This window comes from Paraburkholderia sp. NMBU_R16 (genome assembly GCF_013282575.1).
Lineage (GTDB): Bacteria > Pseudomonadota > Gammaproteobacteria > Burkholderiales > Burkholderiaceae > Trinickia.
Window position 1 is genome coordinate 112,385 of the sequence record NZ_JAAAYE010000003.1, and the last position, 17,417, is coordinate 129,801.

Below are 17,417 nucleotides of genomic sequence, written 5' to 3' on the forward strand. Positions count from 1 at the left end.
CCCCCTCGAAGGTCCATTTGGTAAGATGGGCGCGGACTTGCGGCCCATCCGCACCTCGCGCGGACGCCCCGCGGCCCGCGATGAAACCAGGACGAAAGCCCGCCGCCCATGAATCGCTTGGATCTGATTGCATGCCACGAATGCGACGCACTGTTGCGAAAACCGCATCATGCGCAGCAGATGAACACGCGTTGCCCGCGCTGCGCGGCGTTGCTTTTTCGCTCGAGCGCGACCCGCCTCGACCTGATCGCCGCGCTCGCGGTCGCCGCCCTGATCACCTTCCTGATTGCACAAGGCTTTCCGATCGTCGAACTCGATCTGAATGGCACGACTTCCCAGACTACGCTGATCGGCGCGATCAGCGTGCTATGGAACGATGGCATGGAGCTCGTCGCCGTGGCCGTCTTCTGTTCGACGTTTCTATTTCCGCTCGTCGAACTCGTCGCGCTGCTCTACGTGCTGATGCCGGTTCGCTCGGGCGTCGTGCCGCCCGCCTTCGATCTGGTTTTGCGGACCATCCAGTTCGTTCGGCCGTGGGGGATGGTCGAGGTGCTGATGCTCGGCATCCTCGTCACCATCGTCAAGATGACGAGCCTCGCCCGCGTGGTGCCCGAGGCGGCGCTCTTCGCGTTCGGCGGGCTGACGCTGATGCTGGCCGTCGTCGTCATGTTCGATCCGCGCGCGCTCTGGGATATCGCAGACGCCCTGCGCCCGTCCCCAGCACCCCGTACACCCACGCATGGCGGCATCCCACATGCGTCGGCGCACCGCCGATAGACGCCCGATGAGCTATCTCACCACGGCCCGCGCTGGATTCATCGCCTGCCACGCATGCGGCAACGTCGAAGTCCGCGCTGCGCCGCGGCGCGCGCGACAGCATTGCTCGCGCTGCGGCGCCGCGCTCCATCAGCGCCAGGCGAACAGTATTTCGCGCACCTGGGCGCTGCTGATCGCGGCGGCGTTGCTCTACATTCCCGCTAACCTGTTGCCCGTGCTCCATACGAGTTCCTTGTTCGGCGACCAGGACGACACGATCATGAGCGGCGTCGTCTATTTCTGGGTCTCCGGAGACTGGCCGCTGGCCATCATCGTCTTCGTTGCAAGCATTCTCGTACCGATGCTCAAGCTCACCGTGCTCGCGCTGCTAGCGATCACCGTCCAGCAGCGCTCGCCGTGGCGCCCGCTCGAACGCACGCGGCTTTATCGGCTCGTCGAGCGCATCGGCCGCTGGTCGATGCTCGATGTCTTCGTCATCACGCTGACCGTCGCGCTCGTACGGTTCAAGTCTTTCGCCGTCATCACGGCCGGTTGGGGCGCGCTTGCGTTCGCCGCCGTGGTCGTGCTGACGATGCTCGCTTCGATGCAGTTCGATCCGCGCCTCATCTGGGACGCTGTGCACGACGAAAGCGGAGCCGATACCGCCGATACCGCCGACACTGCGCAACGCCGCCCGCCCGACTCAGGACCTTCATCATGACCAGTTCGCAAGGACAGCCCCCCAACGCCAACGGCGCTCCGCCCGGGGGCCCGGAGCTGCCGCCCGATTTGCCCGAGCCCGTGGCAGCGAAACGCACTTGGCTGCCCTCGCTCGTCTGGCTGGTACCGCTCGTTGCCGCGCTGATCGGTATCGGCCTCGTCGTCAAATCGGTGATCGATCGCGGGCCGACCATTACGATCAGTTTCTCGAGCGCCGAGGGCCTCGAGCCGGGCAAGACGAAGGTGAAGTACAAGGATGTCGATATCGGCGCGGTCAAAACGATACGCTTGTCGAAGGACCATCACCGTGTGCTCGTGGAAGTCGAGCTGACCAAGGAGGCCGAGGACTTCGCCGTCGAAGACACGAAATTCTGGATCGTGCGTCCGCGCATCGGTGCGAGCGGCGTAACGGGGCTCGGCACGCTGCTGTCGGGTTCGTACATCGGAGTCGACGCCGGCCGCTCGCATAACGCGCAATCCGATTTCGTCGGGCTCGAAAAGCCGCCGGCCGTGACGGGCGATCTGCGCGGGCGCCGCTATACGCTGCAAGGCGGCTCGCTGGGCTCGCTCGACATCGGCTCGCCCGTCTATTACCGGCGCGTGCAAGTCGGACAAGTGGTCGGCTTCTCGCTCGACAAGGACGGCACCGGCGTGACGGTCGAGGTATTCGTCAATTCGCCCTACGACCAATACGTCGGCACCAATTCACGCTGGTGGCATGCGAGCGGCGTCGATCTGCGGCTCGATTCCAGCGGCCTGAAGCTCAATACGCAGTCGCTCGCCACCGTCATCGTCGGCGGCGTGGCGTTTCAGTCGCCGCCCGGGCAAGCCGTGGGCCAGCCCGCACCCGACGATGCGGTGTTCCGGCTCGCCAGCGACGAAAGCAGCGCAATGCGTGAGCCGGACGGCCCGCCGCTGTCGGTGGTCATGAACTTCAACCAGTCGGTGCGCGGACTGTCCCCGGGCGCGACCGTCGATTTCCGCGGAATCGAGCTCGGCGAGGTGACGCGAATCGGTGTCGAGTACGATCCGAAGGCACGCAATTTCACGATGCCCGTCACGATGAACCTCTATCCCGACCGGCTCGGTCAACAGTTCCGCGACGCCATTGCGCGCGGGGGACCGACCGCGGGGATGGAACTGCTGAGCACGCTCGTCGCGCATGGGCTGCGCGGCCAGTTGCGTACCGGCAATCTGCTCACGAACCAGCTCTATGTTGCGCTCGATATTTTCCCGAACGCACCGCGGGCGTCGTTGGACATGCGGCATGCGCCGCTGGTCTTGCCGACGGTGCCCAACACGCTGGAAGAGCTGCAGTTGCAGGTGGCCGACATCGCGAAAAAGATCGACAAAATTCCGTTCGACGAGATCAGCCAGAATCTGAACGGCACGCTGAAGAACGCCAACAATCTGTTCAAGAAGCTCGATACCGAACTCGCCCCGCAGGCGCGCGACACGCTCGCCGCGGCGCGGCAAACGTTCGGCGCGGCGCAGGCCACGCTGCAGCAGGATTCGCCGCTGCAATCGGATATGCATCAGGCGTTGAACCAACTCACGCAGACGCTGCAATCGCTGAACGCGCTCGCCGATTATCTCGAGCGGCATCCCGAATCGCTATTGCGCGGCAAAGCCAAGGATGGCCATCCATGACCTCCATTCGCACTTCCTACCGGGCCAGGCTCGTTCGTGCTGCGATCTGGGCCAGCGCCGCGGCGCTCATTGGCTGCGCCTCGCCCTCGAGCCGCTTCTATACATTGAGCGGCGCGAATGCCGGCGGCGACGCAGCGGTGCCGGCAGCGGCAGCGCAACGTCCGGCGACGGCTCCCGCGTTGTTGTTCGAGGTGCCCCCCGTCGACACGCCGGCCCAGGTTTCGCGCAATCAGCTCGTCGTGGAGGCTGGCGATGCACGCGTCGACGTGCTCGAGCAGGAACGCTGGGCCTCACCGCCCGCCGATGAAATCCGCAGAGCGCTGTCGAGCGATCTCGCCGCGCGCCTCGGCTCGTTCGATGTGTATGGCGCGCCCTATCCGGCAGGCGTGCCGGTTTACCGCATCACGGTCAACGTGCGCCGCTTCGAATCGTGGCCTGGTTCGCGCGCGGTGCTCGACGCGGTGTGGAGCGTGCGCGCCGTAGGCTCTCAGGCCTTGCTGACCTGTCGAACCGTGGCGAGCGAGCCTGTCGAAGCCGGCTACCCCGCGCTCGTCGACGGGCACCGCCGCGCCGTCGCACAAATGGCCGACGACATCGCGGCCGCCGTGCGCGCGTTGGCGGCGCGGCCGGCCGCCGCGGGTGCGGGTGCGACGGCCAGCGGGTGCGCGTCGGGAAGCCAGGGCGCTGTGAGCAGTTCGAACTGACAGCGCGGCGAAATCGGACGCCGGCAAGGCCGTCCCGGCAGCGCAGATTGAAAACGGTTTCGCCGCCACAGCGCACACTTGTGTTCGAGCCGCGCGTGGAGGCGCCGGGACGCATGGATGAGGCGCGTACAATGGCGTCTTTGAATTACCCCTGTGCCTTATGTCCTCACCCACGCCGTTCGATTTTTTCGCCCCTTGTCCGCGCGGGCTCGAAGCCGCGCTTGCCGCCGAGCTCGCGGAAATCGGCGCCCGCCTGCAAACGGCAGGCGCTGCCGCCCCGTACGAGGCCGGCACCCAAGTGCCTGGCGGCGTACAGTTTCGCGGCGGCTGGGCGGTCGGCATGGCGGCCAATCTGCATTCGCGCATTGCCAGCCGCGTGCTGCTCAAGATCGCCGAGCGCTCCTATCGCAATGAACAGGATGTCTATGCGCTTGCTGCGGAGCAGCGCTGGGAGACCTGGTTTTCCGCGAACGAAACGCTGCGCGTGGACATCACCGCGATCAAATCGCCGCTGCGCAGCCTCGAGTTCACCACGCTGCGCGTGAAGGATGCGGTCTGCGACCGTCTGCGCAGCGTGAGCGGTGCGCGTCCGAGCATCGACACGGCGCAGCCCGACGTGCGCGTGTCCGCGTTTCTGACCGCCGATCTTTGCACCCTTTATCTCGATACTTCGGGCGAACCGCTGTTCAAGCGCGGTTGGCGGCTCGACAAGGGCGCAGCGCCGCTGCGCGAGAACCTCGCCGCCGGCATCCTGCGCGTGGCGGGCTGGACGCCGGGCACGCCGCTTTACGATCCCATGTGCGGCAGCGGCACGTTCCTTGCCGAAGCGGCGCAAATGTCGCTCGGTATCGCACCCGGCGTCGAGCGCCGGTTCGGTTTCGAGAAGCTGAAGCAATACGACGTCGCGGCCTGGCAGGCGATGAAAGTCGAGGCGATGGACGCCAAACGCGCGGCACGGGCATCGAATGCGTCCGATCTGCGCATTTTCGGCAGCGATATCTCGGGCGATATGCTGGAGAAGGCCCGCGCGAACCTCGAACGGGCTGGGTTGCCGTCGATCTCGCTCAAGCAGCTCGACGCGCGGGCGATCACGCCGCCGATCGCGGCCCCCGGTATCGTCGTCGCGAATCCGCCCTATGGGGAGCGACTCACGGTACGTGGCCGCGGCCCGCGCGGGGAACTGCGCGAGCCGCGTGAAAACGCGGAAGGTTTTCGCCGTGCTCACGAAGAAACCCCGGATGCGGAGTTCTTTCAGGCGTTTGGCGATGCACTCAAACAGCGCTTCGCGGGCTGGAGCGCTTTCGTGTTGACGGCGGATCGCAAACTGCCCGGGCTCATGCGGCTACGCGAATCGACGAAGACGCCGCTTTTCAACGGCGCGCTCGAGTGCCGGCTCTTTCGCTTCGATCTCGTGACGGGCAGCGTGAAGTCGCGGCCGGCGCGTGACGATGGTGAGCCTCGAGAGTGAGTGCTTAAAGCCGGAGCGGTTCTTGGGGAGGCCGCATTGCCGTTCGAGTTGAATGTAAAGCCGACATTCCGGCTGCGCAAACGGCGTACGGTCAACTACGTCGGCGAGCTACCAATCGATTGGCGGCCCAGACGAGAGCCGAAGCGAACGCGACCGCGATGAGCAGGCTGGCGATCACGTAGACGTCTTCGACCTGCTCGTCACCGTACATGCCGAACCCTGCAGCAAGGCGGATCAACAAATCCGTCGCCCATGGTGCAAACGGAATACCGCCGAGAATGCGCACGACACCGAGCGCAATGGCGATGACCGACACGATGTTGACTGTTATGCGGGTTATGCGCTTCATCGCACGTCTACCGTCCCATAGGCGCGCATCGCCGTTCCGGGTATGGAAATGGTTGGAGTCGACTTCAAACGGTCGTACAGCATTTTGAACTGACTCGGACTGACTATTGCGATACAGCCGTCGCTGAGTCGGCGCGGGCCAATGGGGTGAAGCCTGAAGTTGCCACGGCGGATGCCGTTTATGCTGGTCCAATCATCAATCACATCGTCGCTGCGATATAGCGCAAACCAAGTGGTCCTGTCGGTGCCGTAAAAATGTTTAAGTACGAAATCACGGATGCTGCCCATCCGCCCACCGGACTCGCGATCAACGATGTAATACCGCCCAGGCGGCAGGGGCCCAATATCGGGTTTGTCTACGGCTGCTGGATTGTCGCGCCCCAAACCATTGCCGGAAAAAGCGGCGAAGGCACCGATGCCGGCGCAGGTGAATGTCGAAAACTGGCTGTTGTTCAATGCAAACTTGCACGAAATCGGCATGGCGAGGCTCGCGTAATGGATCGCATGCCGCAAGATACAACAAACTTCAGATGAATCCACACCGAACCGCATGATTGCGCCGCGCGTCCCGGCACGCCAATGCGCGAACGCCGCAGCCGCTTACCGCCCCCCTCTTGAAATCTCCATTTTCTGCACTATCTTAGGTTTCGCTCAGGCAGTCGCGGTTCACGCGCTGCGTGTTTCGATTTGTTTGTCAGCGGGCTTCCTCGCGGACGGATGAACTGGAGCGCGTAGTCCGGTTCAGCTCCGTGCGGGCCCCCGAAAGGAGCCAATCATGAGCGATCTTTTCTTCGACGCCAATCTGCTGGGCGAGCTCGATCGCCTGCAAAGGCAGATGACGAACCTCTTCGCGGGGTTCCCGGCGAGTCTGCGCGCCACGCGCTTCGACGCCTTCCCTCCCATCAACATCGGCACGACCGACGAATCGGTCGAAATCGTCGCATTCGCGCCAGGGCTCGATCCGGCCACGATCGACGTTTCAATCGACAAGGGCTTGCTTACCATCAGCGGCGAGCGCAAACGCATCGAGCCGGAGTCGTCCGACGAGACACGAGTCTATGCCGAGGAGCGCTTCGTGGGCGCATTCCGGCGCGTCGTGGAACTCCCGCAGCCCGCCGACCCGGACAAAGTCAACGCGCGCTACGTGGACGGGTGCCTGACGATCAGCGTCGGCAAGTCCGAAGCGTCGAAGCCGCGTTCGATCACCGTGCAGTAAACGCGGCGACGCACGAAACAGCGAATTCGGCCGGTGGGGCGGCCCGCCCAAGGCATTACGGAGGACATCATGAATGACACAACCGAATTGGCCACGCAGGCCCAAGGGAGCAGCACGACCGCGAGGAACCCGGGGAACGAACAGACCGCAACGCGTCAAGTGCGCCTCGCGCCGGACGTGGATATTTTCGAGGACCGTCATGGCATTACGCTCTACGCCGATCTGCCAGGCGTACCGCGCGAAAAACTCGATGTGCGCGTACACGACGGCAGTCTGACGATCGAAGCGGAAGCGGTCGTACCGACGCCCTCCGGGTTGCGTCTGCAGCACGCGGAAATCCGTCACCCGCACTTCGCGCGCGCGTTCACGCTGAGCCCGGACTTCGACGTATCGCGCATCGACGCGCAACTGCGCGACGGCGTGCTGAAGCTGACGATTCCGCGCCGCGACGAAGCGAAGCCGCGGCGCGTCGAAATCAGCGTCGGCTGATCGGCGGTTGGCCACTGCATGTCCGTGTTTTGCGAACCGCGCGACGGTGGTATAGCGCGGTTGCGCGTGCGGTCGTTAAACCCACCGCCTTGCCGCGCGCAGCCGTCGCGATACGCTTTCCTTTAGCGCCGTGCCCTGATCGACGAGGGATTCGCGGCCGCCCTCATTCCGCCGGCGTGACGCAGGCGCACCCGGCGGTGACGATCCGGTCGGCAGCAGAACGCAGGAACGCAGGGAACTCGACGGCGGTCAAGGGCCGGCTCAACAGGAACCCCTGCATCTGATCGCAGGCAAGCTCGCGCAGCGTCAGGAACTGCGACTGCGTCTCGACACCTTCCGCCACGACCTCGATCTGCAACGCGCGCGCGAGCGTCATGACGGCCGACAGCAATGCGCTGCCGCGCTCGCCGCCGGCGACGAGATCGCGCATAAACGAGCCGTCGACCTTTATCTGGTCGAACCTGAAGCGCTGTAGATAAGCGAGACTCGAGTATCCGGTGCCAAAATCGTCTACTGCGACGGTATAGCCGCGCGACTGCAGCGCTTCGATCGTGCGGCTCGTCTTCTCGATGTTCTGCATCGCCGTCGTTTCCGTGATCTCGAACATCAGGCGACAGGGATCGACGCCGGCTGCGCCGATCAGCGTGTCGATGCGGTCCACCAGATCTTGCACGTTGAACTGGATCGGCGAAAGATTCACCGCCACACAAACCGCAGGCAGCCCTTGTGCATCCCATAGCGCAATGTTGCTGCACACCTCCCGCAATACCCAGTCGCCTATCTCGACGATGAGGCCCGAGCGTTCCGCGATGGGGATGAACTCGAGCGGGGGAATCTCGCCGAGTTCGGGATGGCGCCAGCGAATCAGTGCCTCCACGCCCGTCACCGATTGCGATGCAACGCTGAACTTCGGCTGAAACGACACGCTGAGTTCGCCGCCCGTCAACGCACGATGCAGATCGCGTTGCAGAATCAGCGATTTGAGGGTGGTATGGTTCATCTGCGGCTCGAACACCCGGAACGTGTTGCGCCCGCTTTGCTTCGCGACGTACATCGCGGCGTCCGCACTGTGCAGCAGTTCGCCGGCATTGCTGCCGTCACGAGGATAGAACGCAATGCCGACGCTTGCGCTCACGCGCAGCGGCAATCCGTTGACGTCGATCTCCTGGCTGAGCCGCCGCAGGACGCCATTGGCAACCGCCACGGCGGACGACGGCTCGGCCAAGTTCTCAACCACGATCACGAATTCATCTCCGCCGAGCCGGGCGACCATGTCGGTCGTGGGCACGTCCTGGCGTAGACGTTCGGCGCACACTTTAAGCAGGTCGTCGCCGACGCCATGGCCGAGTGAATCGTTGATCGACTTGAAGCCATCCAGATCGATGAAGAGCACGGCGAATTGCGATTCTCTGCGCGAGCATTCGGCGATCGCCTGCGCGATGCGCAACGAGAGTTGCTGGCGGTTCGGGAGATTCGTCAGCGCGTCGTGCGTGCCGAGATAATGCAGTTGCCGGTTCGCGCGCCTGAGCGAGATCGAGAGGCTGCTCGTATGGAAGCCAAGCAATGCGAGTGTGCCGACCAGCACGGTGAACGACGTCGCGGTGACGACGAGCGCAAGCCAGTTCGCATCGAGCTTGCCGACGGAGAGGCAAATACTGCCCGCGGCGAAATTGGCCGCGCTCATGCCGACATAATGCATTCCGGTGATCGCGATCGCCATGATGAAGGCTGCGCCGAGCCGCTTGACCACGACGTTCTGCACGTCCGAAGCGCGCAGCGTGAAGGCGAGCCAAAGCGCCGCCATCGAAGCGGCGATCGCCACGCCCACCGACAACGCGACTCTCCAGATCGTGTAGTCGATTCCCGGCGACATCTGCATCGCGTGCATGCCGGTGAAGTGCATCGCGGCGACGCCGATGCCCATGATCGTCCCTGCGGTGCACAGGCGCCTGCTCGACAGCACGCCGCGGCTCGCCGTGGCAAGCGCGATCAGCGACACGCCGATCGCGAGGAACAGCGACGCTATCGTGCTGGCGAGATCGTAGCCGACCTCAACGGGCAGCGAGAACGCAAGCATGCCGATGAAGTGCATCGACCAGATGCCCACGCCCATCGACACCGCGCCACCCGCCAGCCATAGCGGCCGCCGTTTGGCGCCCGTGAGCGTATTCAGGCCGCCGGACAGTTCCACTGCCGTGTAGGACGCAAGGAATGCGACCACCAGCGACAGGCAGACCAGCAGCGGGTTGTAGACCCCGGTCATCGGCTCTCTCTTGTGTAGTATCAGTCAGTCTTGTGCGACTGTGTCTTCGTGCGGTCCAGCTTCAAAGGGTCGCACCACATCTGCGTGGAGCGCACTGTATCCAGCTTGTTGTATCGACAAACTGGCGGATTACTTTATCCGTAAGAACCGCATCCCGATGCGTGCCGGAGAGATGCAACAGAGACCGCCATTGCCGGACCTCGAAACCCGGACGGCCTCACCGCCACCTCTACTGACAGAACGCTGTCAGCAGCACCGCCTCAGACTCTCCCTCACGCGCCGCCCGGCGCACTGTCCGGCACACCGCCGCCCCACGATGGAGACTGTCATGACCGCTGTCGCTGCTGCCACTCGCGTTATCGCCTGGTTCGAACTTCCGGCCGTCGATCTCGAACGCGCCGCCCGTTTTTACGAAGCCGCGCTCGGCATCGAATTGAACCGTGAAGTCGTCGGCGGGGTGCCGATGGCAGTATTCCCCCACGAAGACGGTGCAACGGGCGGTTGCATCGTCAACAACCCCCAGCAGTTGCGGCCCGCTCAACCCGGTGACGGCGCCCTCGTCTATCTGAATGCCGAGCCGTCGTTGCAAGCCACGCTCAAGCGCATCGAAAAAGCCGGTGGCAAGCAGGACGGCTCGCTGGTCGAGTTGCCGAACGGGTACGGCTACATCGGGTTTTTCATCGACTGCGAGGGCAACCGAGTCGGTCTTCATTCGCTCGAACTGCGCTGATGTGTGCCGGGCGCGGCCGCTCATTCGGCGACTGTTGGGTGACGGCCCGCGCTATCATCGCGCCATACCGAGCCCGGGCCACCGGCCCCGCCGAGCCGTACCTGCCTTGCCTTGCCCTTGGCCATTTCGCTACCGTTAGCCGAGTCCGTCCGCCATGAGCCGCCGAGCCGACCGCCTGTTCCAGATCGCCGAGTTGCTGCGCGGGCGGCGCCTGACGACGGCGCAGCAACTCGCGGAATGGCTGAATGTCTCCCCGCGCACCGTCTATCGCGACGTTCGAGATCTGCAACTATCGGGGGTGCCGATCGAAGGAGAGGCAGGCATCGGCTACCGGCTTTCGCGTACGGCAAGTCTGCCGCCGCTCACCTTCACGCCCGACGAACTCGCGGCACTGGCAGCCGGCGCCCGCATGATCGAAACCTGGGGCGGCGCGGGCCTCGCGGCCGGCGCCCGCAGCGCGCTCGCGAAAGTGGCTTCGGCCATGCCGGCCGACAAGCGCGCGACACTGGAGCGTCTTGCCGTTTTCGCGCCGTCGTATCACATCGATCGCCAGTTCTCGCAAAACGTCGATGCGCTGCATCGCGCCGTCGATACGCGCCGCGTCGTCAGCTTCTCGTATCGGGACAAGAAAGGCGCCCGGACCGAGCGGCGCATCTGGCCGCTCAGCCTCGTCTATTGGGGTGGGCAATGGACGGTCGGCGCCTGGTGCGAACTGCGCGAAGACTTCCGCAACTTCGACATCTCGCGCATGGTCGACGTCACGCCGCACGAGGCGTTTCCCGACATGACCGGCCGGCGGCTCGCCGACTACCTGCGGCATGTCGAAGCGCCATCGTCGGCATGACGCCCGAGCGCGCAAGCGCTGCCGCCGAGGGCCGGCCTGACGCGCGGCAACATCCCGCGCGTCAGGCCCCGCATCTCAATCGACCGACTTCACCATATCCTCGATGACCTTCTTGGCGTCGCCGAACACCATCATCGTCTTGTCCATATAGAACAGCTCATTGTCGAGCCCCGCGTACCCGGCCGCCATCGAGCGCTTGTTGACGATGACGGTACGAGCCTTGTAGGCCTCGATGATCGGCATTCCCGCGATGGGCGATGCCGGGTCGTTTTTCGCCGCGGGATTCACGACGTCGTTGGCGCCCAGGACGAGCACGACATCGGTCTGGCCGAACTCGTTGTTGATGTCCTCCATTTCGAAGACGAGATCGTAGGGCACCTCGGCCTCGGCGAGCAGCACATTCATATGCCCCGGCATGCGGCCCGCGACCGGGTGAATCGCATAACGCACGTCGACGCCTTTCTCGATGAGCTTGTCGGTCAACTCCTTCAGCGCATGCTGCGCACGCGCGACGGCAAGACCGTAGCCCGGCACGATCACGACGTTTTCGGCATTGCCGAGCATGAATGCGGCGTCTTCGGACGAGCCCGACTTCACGGGCCGCTGCTCCGCCGGACCGCCCGCGGCGGCCGCGCCTGGCTCGGCGCCGAAGCCGCCCAACAGTACGTTGAAGAACGACCGATTCATCGCGTGACACATGATGTACGAGAGAATCGCACCGGACGAACCGACGAGCGAACCCGCCACGATCAGCATCGCGTTGTTCAGCGAGAAACCGATGCCGGCCGCCGCCCATCCCGAGTACGAGTTCAGCATCGAGACGACGACGGGCATGTCGGCCCCGCCGATCGGAATGATGATGAGCACGCCGAGCGCGAAGGCGATCAGCGTCATGATGATGAACGGCAACCACGACTGCGTGAGAAAGAAGATGATGCCGAATCCGAGCATGCCGAGCGCGAGCATCAGATTGATCAGATGCTGGCCCGCATAGACGACGGGCGCGCCTTGAAAGAGTCGAAACTTGTACTTGCCCGAGAGCTTCCCGAACGCAATCACCGATCCCGAGAACGTGATGGCACCGACGAACGTGCCGATGAACAGCTCGATCCGGTTGCCGAACGGCAGATAGCCCGCATAGGGTGCATCGGGCGGCACGAGCCCGAACGCGGCCGGCTCGGACACCACGGCGTAGGCAATCGCGACTGCTGCGAGACCGATCAGCGAATGCATCGCGGCGACGAGTTCGGGCATCTTCGTCATTTCGACGCGAGCCGCCACGAACGCCCCCACCGCACCGCCGACGACGAGCGCGGCGAAGAGCAGCCCGAGCCCGAGTGCGAGATTCGAGCCCAGCAGCGCGGCTTCTCTGACGATCAGCGCGACCGTGGTAAGGATCGCAATCGCCATCCCGGCCATGCCGAATACATTGCCCGCGCGTGCGCTCTTCGGATTCGAGAGGCCCTTGAGCGCCTGAATGAAACAGATGGAGGCGACGAGATACAGGAGCGTAACGACGTTCATGCTCATTTACGCACCCTCCTTCGTCAGTTTTTTCGGTTCTTTTCTCTTGAACATCTCGAGCATGCGCCGGGTCACGAGAAAACCGCCGAACACGTTCACTGCCGCGAGCAGCACGGCCAGCGTGCCGAAGAACTTGCCGGCGCCGCCGACGGTGAGCCCGGTCGCCAGCATCGCGCCGACGATCACGATTGCCGAAATCGCATTGGTCACGGCCATGAGCGGGGTATGCAGCGCAGGCGTGACGTTCCAGACCACGTGATAGCCGACATAGACGGCCAGCACGAAGATGATCAGATTGATGACCGTGTGGTTGATGATTTCCATCGCCGGCTCTCCTTAGGATGTGCGCGTGGTCGCACCGTCGCGGGCAATCAGCGTTGCCGCGACGATGTCGTCGGTCAGGTCGATGTTCAGCGCGCCTTCTTTCGTCACGATCAGTTTGAGGAAGTCGAAGAGGTTGCGCGCGTAGAGCGAGGATGCGTCGGCGGCGACCATGGCCGGCAGGTTCGTGTGACCGACGATCGTCACACCGTGTTTCGTCACGACGCGGTCGGCCTCGGTGAGCGGACAATTGCCGCCGCGCTGACCGGGGCGGTCCGCCGGCTCGGGGCCGCGCCCTGCCGCCAGATCGACGACGACCGAGCCCGGCCGCATGGCCTTGACCGTATCCTCCGACAGCAGCGTCGGCGCGTCGCGCCCCGGAATCAGCGCTGTCGTGATGACGATGTCGGCAAGCTTGGCGCGTTCGTGGACCTGCTGCGCCTGACGCGCAAGCCAACTCGCCGGCATCGGCCGCGCATAGCCGCCGACGCCTTCGGCCGCATCGCGCTCTTCCTGGGTTTCGTAAGGCACCTCGACGAATTTCGCGCCGAGCGATTCGATTTGCTCCTTGACGGCCGGCCGCACGTCGGACGCCTCGATGACCGCACCGAGGCGACGCGCCGTCGCAATGGCCTGCAGCCCGGCCACGCCCGCGCCAAGCACCAGCACGCGCGCGGCCTTGACCGTGCCCGCGGCCGTCATCAGCATCGGCATGAAACGCGGATAGAGATCGGCCGCAACGAGTACGGCTTTGTAGCCCGCGATATTGGCTTGCGAGGACAGCACATCGAGGCTTTGTGCGCGCGTCGTGCGCGGCGCGGCCTCGAGCGCAAAGGCGGTCACGCCCGCGGCGGCCAGGCGCGCGGCATTCTCGGCGTTGAACGGTTCGAGCATCCCGACCACGACGGCGCCCCGCTTCATCATCGCGAGTTCCGCCGGCTCCGGCGACTGCACCTTCAGGACGAGTTCGGTGCCGAACGCGGTCGCCGCGTCGGCAAGCTCCGCGCCCGCGGCGGCGAACGCGTCGTCGGTCACGCTAGCGGCACTTCCCGCTCCGCGCTCGATCGTGACACGATGTCCGGCCGCGACGTACTTCTTGACCGTCTCGGGCGTCGCGGCCACGCGCGCTTCATGCGCACGCGTTTCGGCTGGCACTCCGATGTGCATCGTTCAATCCTCCTCACCTTCTCGTTCGTCAAGCAAAGCGAAGACAGGCCGACCACGCACGCCGGCTCCATCTGTCGAGATACACGGCTGACACGGCTGATTCGAAGCGACACTTTAACCGAACTTGTGCCGGCTGACGAAAATCGGTGCGGATCGATCGCCAGGAGGTGTCGAGCGGCCGCATCGCGCATTCGGTAAAATGCGCTGCTATGAAAAATGAACGCTGGGCGCCGCATGTGACGGTCGCGGCCGTCATCGAGCGCGACGGCCGCTTTCTGATGGTCGAGGAGCAGACGGCGGACGGCCTGCGGATCAACCAGCCGGCTGGCCATCTCGAAGCCGGCGAGACGCTGCTTCAGGCCGCCATCCGGGAAACGCTCGAGGAAACGGCGCACACGTTCGCCCCGCAAGCGCTCGTCGGCGTCTATATGACGCATATCGACAAACCTGGCAGCGGCACAACGTACCTGCGCTTCACGTTCTGCGGCACCTGCAGCGCCGAGCCTGCGCCGCGCACGCTCGATGCGGGGATCGTGCGTACGCTTTGGCTCACGCCCGACGAACTGCGTGCCTGTCGCGAGCGTCACCGGACGCCGCTCGTCATGCGCTCGCTCGACGATTACCTCGCCGGCCAGCGCTTTGCGCTCGACCTTCTGCATACGCATTCGGTCGGACCGCCAGTCGCCGACGCGCCATGAACCCGATAGCAGTGAATTCGATGAGCAAGCAAAAAGTGGTGGTGGGTATGTCGGGCGGTGTCGATTCGTCGGTGACCGCCTGGCTCCTCAAGGAAGCCGGTTATGACGTCGTCGGCCTGTTCATGAAGAACTGGGAGGACGACGACGACAGCGAGTACTGCTCGACGCGGCAGGACTGGATCGACGTCGTCTCCGTCGCGGACCTGATCGGCATCGACGTCGAAGCCGTCAACTTCGCGGCCGAATACAAGGACCGCGTGTTCGCCGAGTTCCTGCGCGAATATTCGGCCGGCCGCACGCCGAACCCGGACGTGCTCTGCAACGCGGAGATCAAGTTCAAGGCGTTTCTCGACCATGCGATGTCGCTCGGCGCCGAGACGATCGCGACAGGACACTACGCGCGTGTGCGCGAAGCCAATGGCCGCTTCGAGCTGCTCAAGGCGAAAGATCACACGAAAGATCAGTCCTACTTTCTACATCGCCTCAATCAGGCGCAGTTGTCGAAGACGTTATTTCCGCTCGGCGACATTCCCAAAACACAGGTGCGCGCGATCGCCGAGCAAATCGGCCTGCCCAATGCGAAGAAAAAGGATTCGACCGGTATCTGTTTTATCGGCGAGCGGCCGTTCCGCGAGTTTCTGAACCGCTATCTGCCTACCCGGCCGGGGCCGATGATGACGCCCGAGCGCGTTGTCGTCGGGGAGCACATCGGTCTGGCTTTCTATACGTTTGGACAGCGCAAGGGAATCGGCCTCGGCGGCAGCAAGAGCGGCAGCGGCGAGCCGTGGTTCGTCGCCGGCAAGGATATGGCGACGAACACGCTCTACGTCGTGCAGGGCCACGATCATCCGTGGCTGCTGTCGGAGACGCTCGTCGCGGGCAATACGAGTTGGGTGGCAGGCGCCGCGCCCGACGATCGCGCGCGGCTCGGCGCCAAGACGCGCTACCGGCAAGCCGACGCCCCATGCACGTTCAGCGCGCAAGGCGGGCCGCAACAGTTCTCGCTTGGCTTCGACACCCCACAGTGGGCCGTGACGCCCGGCCAGTCGGCGGTGCTCTACGACGGCGATGTCTGCCTGGGCGGCGGGATCATCGAACAGGCGGCGGCCACGACGTCGATCGCCACCGATATCGCAACGAGTACGACGAGCGCCGCATAAACGCCGCCCGCATTGAATTGATGTAGCGAACGCACGATCAGAAAGCCGACACCGCGGCTCGGGGCCAGGCATTCGGCGAGCACCGCCGCGGCAAGTGCAAGCTGGCACCGCAGGCGTAAGCGCGACGACGTGCGAAGCGACTTGCGCCCATCGGCCATCGCTATCGCGAACACGGCCAGCGCGGCGAACACAGCCTTGGGCACCCATCCGCTTGCGCCGCTCAACCCCATGACAAGCGCCGCAGCAATGCCGATACCGACGGCCGGCTGCGCGATGCCCGTCGCGAGCCGCAGTATCCGGCCGCGCATCGAATCCGCCGGACAAGCTGCGACAGCCAGCGCGGCAGCCAACGAGCCGCCTGCCACCCCGGCGGCCGTCTCGCCGAGCGTCAAGCCAATGTGTGTTGCCAATGGGCCGCGCGACGTTGCGCCATGCCACCAGTCGAAAAGCTGATACGCAATGACGGACGGCTGCGAGACGAAGAACGGGTCGACGAGACCGCGCCGCGCGGCGAATTCCCACGCAAGCACGAGCAAACCGAGAAGTATGAGGAAAGCGAGCGCCGCACCGGCCATCCTCCGCCCGCTCAGCGCGCGTGCGTGGCAAACCGCGGCCGGGTCGGTGTGCTCGGGCGAGCGCTCATCGTGCGGGGGCGCGTCGGGAAGATTCAAGCGGGGATCGTGTCGATGAACGACTGCCGCTGCGAAAGCTTCGCGAAGTGCTTGTCGAGATTCGAATGCTTTTCGCGCCAGCCAAGCTCCGGCATCCGGAAGTCAAGGTAGCCGAGTGCGCAACCGACTGCCACATCGGCAAGCGAAAAATGGTTGTTCGCACACCACGGCTTGCCGGCGAGCCCTTGCGACATGGCACCCAGCGCTTCCTCGATCTTGCGCCGCTGGCGCGCGACCCAGCCTTCGCTGCGCCGCGCCTCTTCGCGCTGCGTAGTCTCGAGGCGGATCAGGACGCCGGCATCGAGTACGCCGTCAGCCAGCGACTCCCAGCAGCGGACTTCGACGCGCTCCCGGCCCGATTGCGGAATGAGCCGGCCAACGGGCGACAGCGTATCGACATACTCGCAAATGACGCGGGAATCGAATACGGCCTCACCGTCCTCCATGACGAGGCAAGGAACCTTGCCAAGCGGATTGAACGTATGAATAGTCGTATCGGGTGCCCAGACGTCTTCGAGCACCAATTGGTAGTCGATCTTCTTTTCGGCCAGCACGATGCGTGCTTTGCGCACATATGGGCTGGCCAGCGAACCGATTAGTTTCATCATCTGCGTTTCTCAGGTGTGCGACGGAGAGTATAACGTTGCCAACGATCATAACGGCGGACAGCGTTGCGGGGGTATCGGCC

19 protein-coding genes are annotated in these 17,417 nt (G+C 64.4%); 11 read left to right on the plus strand and 8 right to left on the minus strand.

What is annotated here, in order from left to right; all coding sequences use genetic code 11:
- The first annotated feature begins 108 nt into the window (after window positions 1-108).
- The 5 genes from GWC77_RS02315 to GWC77_RS02335 all read left to right on the plus strand — a co-directional run bounded on the left by GWC77_RS02315 (window position 109) and on the right by GWC77_RS02335 (window position 5,298).
- Entirely contained in the window at window positions 109-777 is a 669-nt protein-coding gene (locus tag GWC77_RS02315; RefSeq protein ID WP_173255246.1) for a paraquat-inducible protein A, read from the plus strand.
- Window positions 778-784: 7 nt separating this feature from the next.
- The gene (locus GWC77_RS02320; protein ID WP_173255247.1) at window positions 785-1,477 is read left to right on the plus strand and encodes a paraquat-inducible protein A; all 693 of its coding nucleotides are present in this window, start codon (window positions 785-787) and stop codon (window positions 1,475-1,477) included.
- Window positions 1,474-3,126, plus strand: coding sequence for an intermembrane transport protein PqiB (locus tag GWC77_RS02325; RefSeq protein WP_173255248.1), 1,653 nt, complete (start codon window positions 1,474-1,476; stop codon window positions 3,124-3,126). Before GWC77_RS02320 ends, GWC77_RS02325 begins: the two co-directional genes overlap by 4 nt.
- Window positions 3,123-3,830: a membrane integrity-associated transporter subunit PqiC gene (locus tag GWC77_RS02330; protein ID WP_173255249.1), complete on the plus strand. Its 708-nt coding sequence runs from the start codon at window positions 3,123-3,125 to the stop codon at window positions 3,828-3,830. The genes GWC77_RS02325 and GWC77_RS02330 overlap by 4 nt, the downstream gene beginning before the upstream one ends.
- Window positions 3,831-3,990: 160 nt before the next feature.
- Window positions 3,991-5,298 carry a class I SAM-dependent RNA methyltransferase gene (locus GWC77_RS02335; protein ID WP_173255250.1) on the plus strand — a complete coding sequence of 436 codons (1,308 nt, stop codon included), beginning with the start codon at window positions 3,991-3,993 and terminating at the stop codon, window positions 5,296-5,298.
- 91 nt (window positions 5,299-5,389) lie between these two features.
- On the opposite strand, the gene GWC77_RS02340 is transcribed toward GWC77_RS02335, so the two are convergent.
- Window positions 5,390-5,647 carry a non-ribosomal peptide synthetase gene (locus GWC77_RS02340; protein ID WP_173255251.1) on the minus strand — a complete coding sequence of 86 codons (258 nt, stop codon included), beginning with the start codon at window positions 5,645-5,647 and terminating at the stop codon, window positions 5,390-5,392.
- Complete coding sequence (locus GWC77_RS02345; RefSeq protein ID WP_173255328.1) at window positions 5,644-6,126, minus strand: DUF2778 domain-containing protein; 483 nt, start codon at window positions 6,124-6,126, stop codon at window positions 5,644-5,646. Before GWC77_RS02345 ends, GWC77_RS02340 begins: the two co-directional genes overlap by 4 nt.
- Before the next feature lie 295 nt (window positions 6,127-6,421).
- On the opposite strand from GWC77_RS02345, the gene GWC77_RS02350 reads away from it, so the two are divergent.
- Both GWC77_RS02350 and GWC77_RS02355 read left to right on the plus strand, forming a co-directional pair.
- Entirely contained in the window at window positions 6,422-6,862 is a 441-nt protein-coding gene (locus GWC77_RS02350) for an Hsp20/alpha crystallin family protein (protein ID WP_173255252.1), read from the plus strand.
- A gap of 69 nt (window positions 6,863-6,931) precedes the next feature.
- The gene (locus tag GWC77_RS02355; RefSeq protein WP_173255253.1) at window positions 6,932-7,351 is read left to right on the plus strand and encodes an Hsp20/alpha crystallin family protein; all 420 of its coding nucleotides are present in this window, start codon (window positions 6,932-6,934) and stop codon (window positions 7,349-7,351) included.
- A gap of 163 nt (window positions 7,352-7,514) precedes the next feature.
- On the opposite strand, the gene GWC77_RS02360 is transcribed toward GWC77_RS02355, so the two are convergent.
- Window positions 7,515-9,614: a bifunctional diguanylate cyclase/phosphodiesterase gene (locus GWC77_RS02360; RefSeq protein ID WP_173255254.1), complete on the minus strand. Its 2,100-nt coding sequence runs from the start codon at window positions 9,612-9,614 to the stop codon at window positions 7,515-7,517.
- Window positions 9,615-9,942: 328 nt separating this feature from the next.
- On the opposite strand from GWC77_RS02360, the gene GWC77_RS02365 reads away from it, so the two are divergent.
- Together GWC77_RS02365 and GWC77_RS02370 are read left to right on the plus strand one after the other, a co-directional pair.
- On the plus strand, window positions 9,943-10,344 hold the full coding sequence (locus GWC77_RS02365; RefSeq protein WP_254366727.1) for a VOC family protein: 402 nt from the start codon (window positions 9,943-9,945) through the stop codon (window positions 10,342-10,344).
- Window positions 10,345-10,498: 154 nt separating this feature from the next.
- Complete coding sequence (locus tag GWC77_RS02370; protein WP_173255256.1) at window positions 10,499-11,188, plus strand: YafY family protein; 690 nt, start codon at window positions 10,499-10,501, stop codon at window positions 11,186-11,188.
- 75 nt (window positions 11,189-11,263) lie between these two features.
- On the opposite strand, the gene GWC77_RS02375 is transcribed toward GWC77_RS02370, so the two are convergent.
- Genes GWC77_RS02375 through GWC77_RS02385 form a run of 3 tightly spaced genes read right to left on the minus strand, consistent with a single transcriptional unit; the run spans window position 11,264 to window position 14,200 of the window.
- Window positions 11,264-12,718, minus strand: coding sequence for an NAD(P)(+) transhydrogenase (Re/Si-specific) subunit beta (locus GWC77_RS02375; protein WP_173255257.1), 1,455 nt, complete (start codon window positions 12,716-12,718; stop codon window positions 11,264-11,266).
- Window positions 12,719-13,036 carry an NAD(P) transhydrogenase subunit alpha gene (locus GWC77_RS02380; protein ID WP_173255258.1) on the minus strand — a complete coding sequence of 106 codons (318 nt, stop codon included), beginning with the start codon at window positions 13,034-13,036 and terminating at the stop codon, window positions 12,719-12,721.
- Window positions 13,037-13,048: 12 nt separating this feature from the next.
- Entirely contained in the window at window positions 13,049-14,200 is a 1,152-nt protein-coding gene (locus GWC77_RS02385) for a Re/Si-specific NAD(P)(+) transhydrogenase subunit alpha (protein ID WP_173255259.1), read from the minus strand.
- 209 nt (window positions 14,201-14,409) lie between these two features.
- Between GWC77_RS02385 and GWC77_RS02390 the strand changes: the two genes are divergently transcribed.
- A complete protein-coding gene (locus GWC77_RS02390) occupies window positions 14,410-14,898 on the plus strand; it encodes an NUDIX hydrolase (RefSeq protein ID WP_173255260.1) in 489 nt (162 codons plus the stop codon).
- Between the two features lie 20 nt (window positions 14,899-14,918).
- A complete protein-coding gene (gene mnmA / locus GWC77_RS02395; protein WP_173255261.1) occupies window positions 14,919-16,058 on the plus strand; it encodes a tRNA 2-thiouridine(34) synthase MnmA in 1,140 nt (379 codons plus the stop codon).
- Here the strand turns inward: mnmA and GWC77_RS02400 are convergent.
- Together GWC77_RS02400 and GWC77_RS02405 are read right to left on the minus strand one after the other, a co-directional pair.
- Window positions 15,956-16,729 (minus strand): hypothetical protein, encoded by a 774-nt coding sequence (locus GWC77_RS02400; protein WP_173255262.1) that lies wholly within the window; start codon window positions 16,727-16,729, stop codon window positions 15,956-15,958. The genes mnmA and GWC77_RS02400 overlap by 103 nt on opposite strands.
- The gene (locus GWC77_RS02405) at window positions 16,726-17,337 is read right to left on the minus strand and encodes a glutathione S-transferase family protein (RefSeq protein ID WP_173255263.1); all 612 of its coding nucleotides are present in this window, start codon (window positions 17,335-17,337) and stop codon (window positions 16,726-16,728) included. The genes GWC77_RS02400 and GWC77_RS02405 overlap by 4 nt, the downstream gene beginning before the upstream one ends.
- Between the last annotated feature and the right edge of the window lie 80 nt (window positions 17,338-17,417).

Bases quoted from the DNA above. Each gene is read 5' to 3' on its own strand.
- GWC77_RS02380 (WP_173255258.1), bottom strand. From the start codon at position 13,036: ATGGAAATCATCAACCACACGGTCATCAATCTGATCATCTTCGTGCTG.
- GWC77_RS02385 (WP_173255259.1), bottom strand. From the start codon at position 14,200: ATGCACATCGGAGTGCCAGCCGAAACGCGTGCGCATGAAGCGCGCGTG.
- GWC77_RS02350 (WP_173255252.1), top strand. From the start codon at position 6,422: ATGAGCGATCTTTTCTTCGACGCCAATCTGCTGGGCGAGCTCGATCGC.
- GWC77_RS02360 (WP_173255254.1), bottom strand. From the start codon at position 9,614: ATGACCGGGGTCTACAACCCGCTGCTGGTCTGCCTGTCGCTGGTGGTC.
- GWC77_RS02370 (WP_173255256.1), top strand. From the start codon at position 10,499: ATGAGCCGCCGAGCCGACCGCCTGTTCCAGATCGCCGAGTTGCTGCGC.
- GWC77_RS02345 (WP_173255328.1), bottom strand. From the start codon at position 6,126: ATGCCGATTTCGTGCAAGTTTGCATTGAACAACAGCCAGTTTTCGACA.
- GWC77_RS02315 (WP_173255246.1), top strand. From the start codon at position 109: ATGAATCGCTTGGATCTGATTGCATGCCACGAATGCGACGCACTGTTG.
- GWC77_RS02390 (WP_173255260.1), top strand. From the start codon at position 14,410: ATGAAAAATGAACGCTGGGCGCCGCATGTGACGGTCGCGGCCGTCATC.
- GWC77_RS02325 (WP_173255248.1), top strand. From the start codon at position 1,474: ATGACCAGTTCGCAAGGACAGCCCCCCAACGCCAACGGCGCTCCGCCC.
- GWC77_RS02340 (WP_173255251.1), bottom strand. From the start codon at position 5,647: ATGAAGCGCATAACCCGCATAACAGTCAACATCGTGTCGGTCATCGCC.
- GWC77_RS02355 (WP_173255253.1), top strand. From the start codon at position 6,932: ATGAATGACACAACCGAATTGGCCACGCAGGCCCAAGGGAGCAGCACG.
- GWC77_RS02365 (WP_254366727.1), top strand. From the start codon at position 9,943: ATGACCGCTGTCGCTGCTGCCACTCGCGTTATCGCCTGGTTCGAACTT.
- GWC77_RS02335 (WP_173255250.1), top strand. From the start codon at position 3,991: ATGTCCTCACCCACGCCGTTCGATTTTTTCGCCCCTTGTCCGCGCGGG.
- GWC77_RS02405 (WP_173255263.1), bottom strand. From the start codon at position 17,337: ATGATGAAACTAATCGGTTCGCTGGCCAGCCCATATGTGCGCAAAGCA.
- mnmA (WP_173255261.1), top strand. From the start codon at position 14,919: ATGAGCAAGCAAAAAGTGGTGGTGGGTATGTCGGGCGGTGTCGATTCG.
- GWC77_RS02320 (WP_173255247.1), top strand. From the start codon at position 785: ATGAGCTATCTCACCACGGCCCGCGCTGGATTCATCGCCTGCCACGCA.
- GWC77_RS02375 (WP_173255257.1), bottom strand. From the start codon at position 12,718: ATGAGCATGAACGTCGTTACGCTCCTGTATCTCGTCGCCTCCATCTGT.
- GWC77_RS02330 (WP_173255249.1), top strand. From the start codon at position 3,123: ATGACCTCCATTCGCACTTCCTACCGGGCCAGGCTCGTTCGTGCTGCG.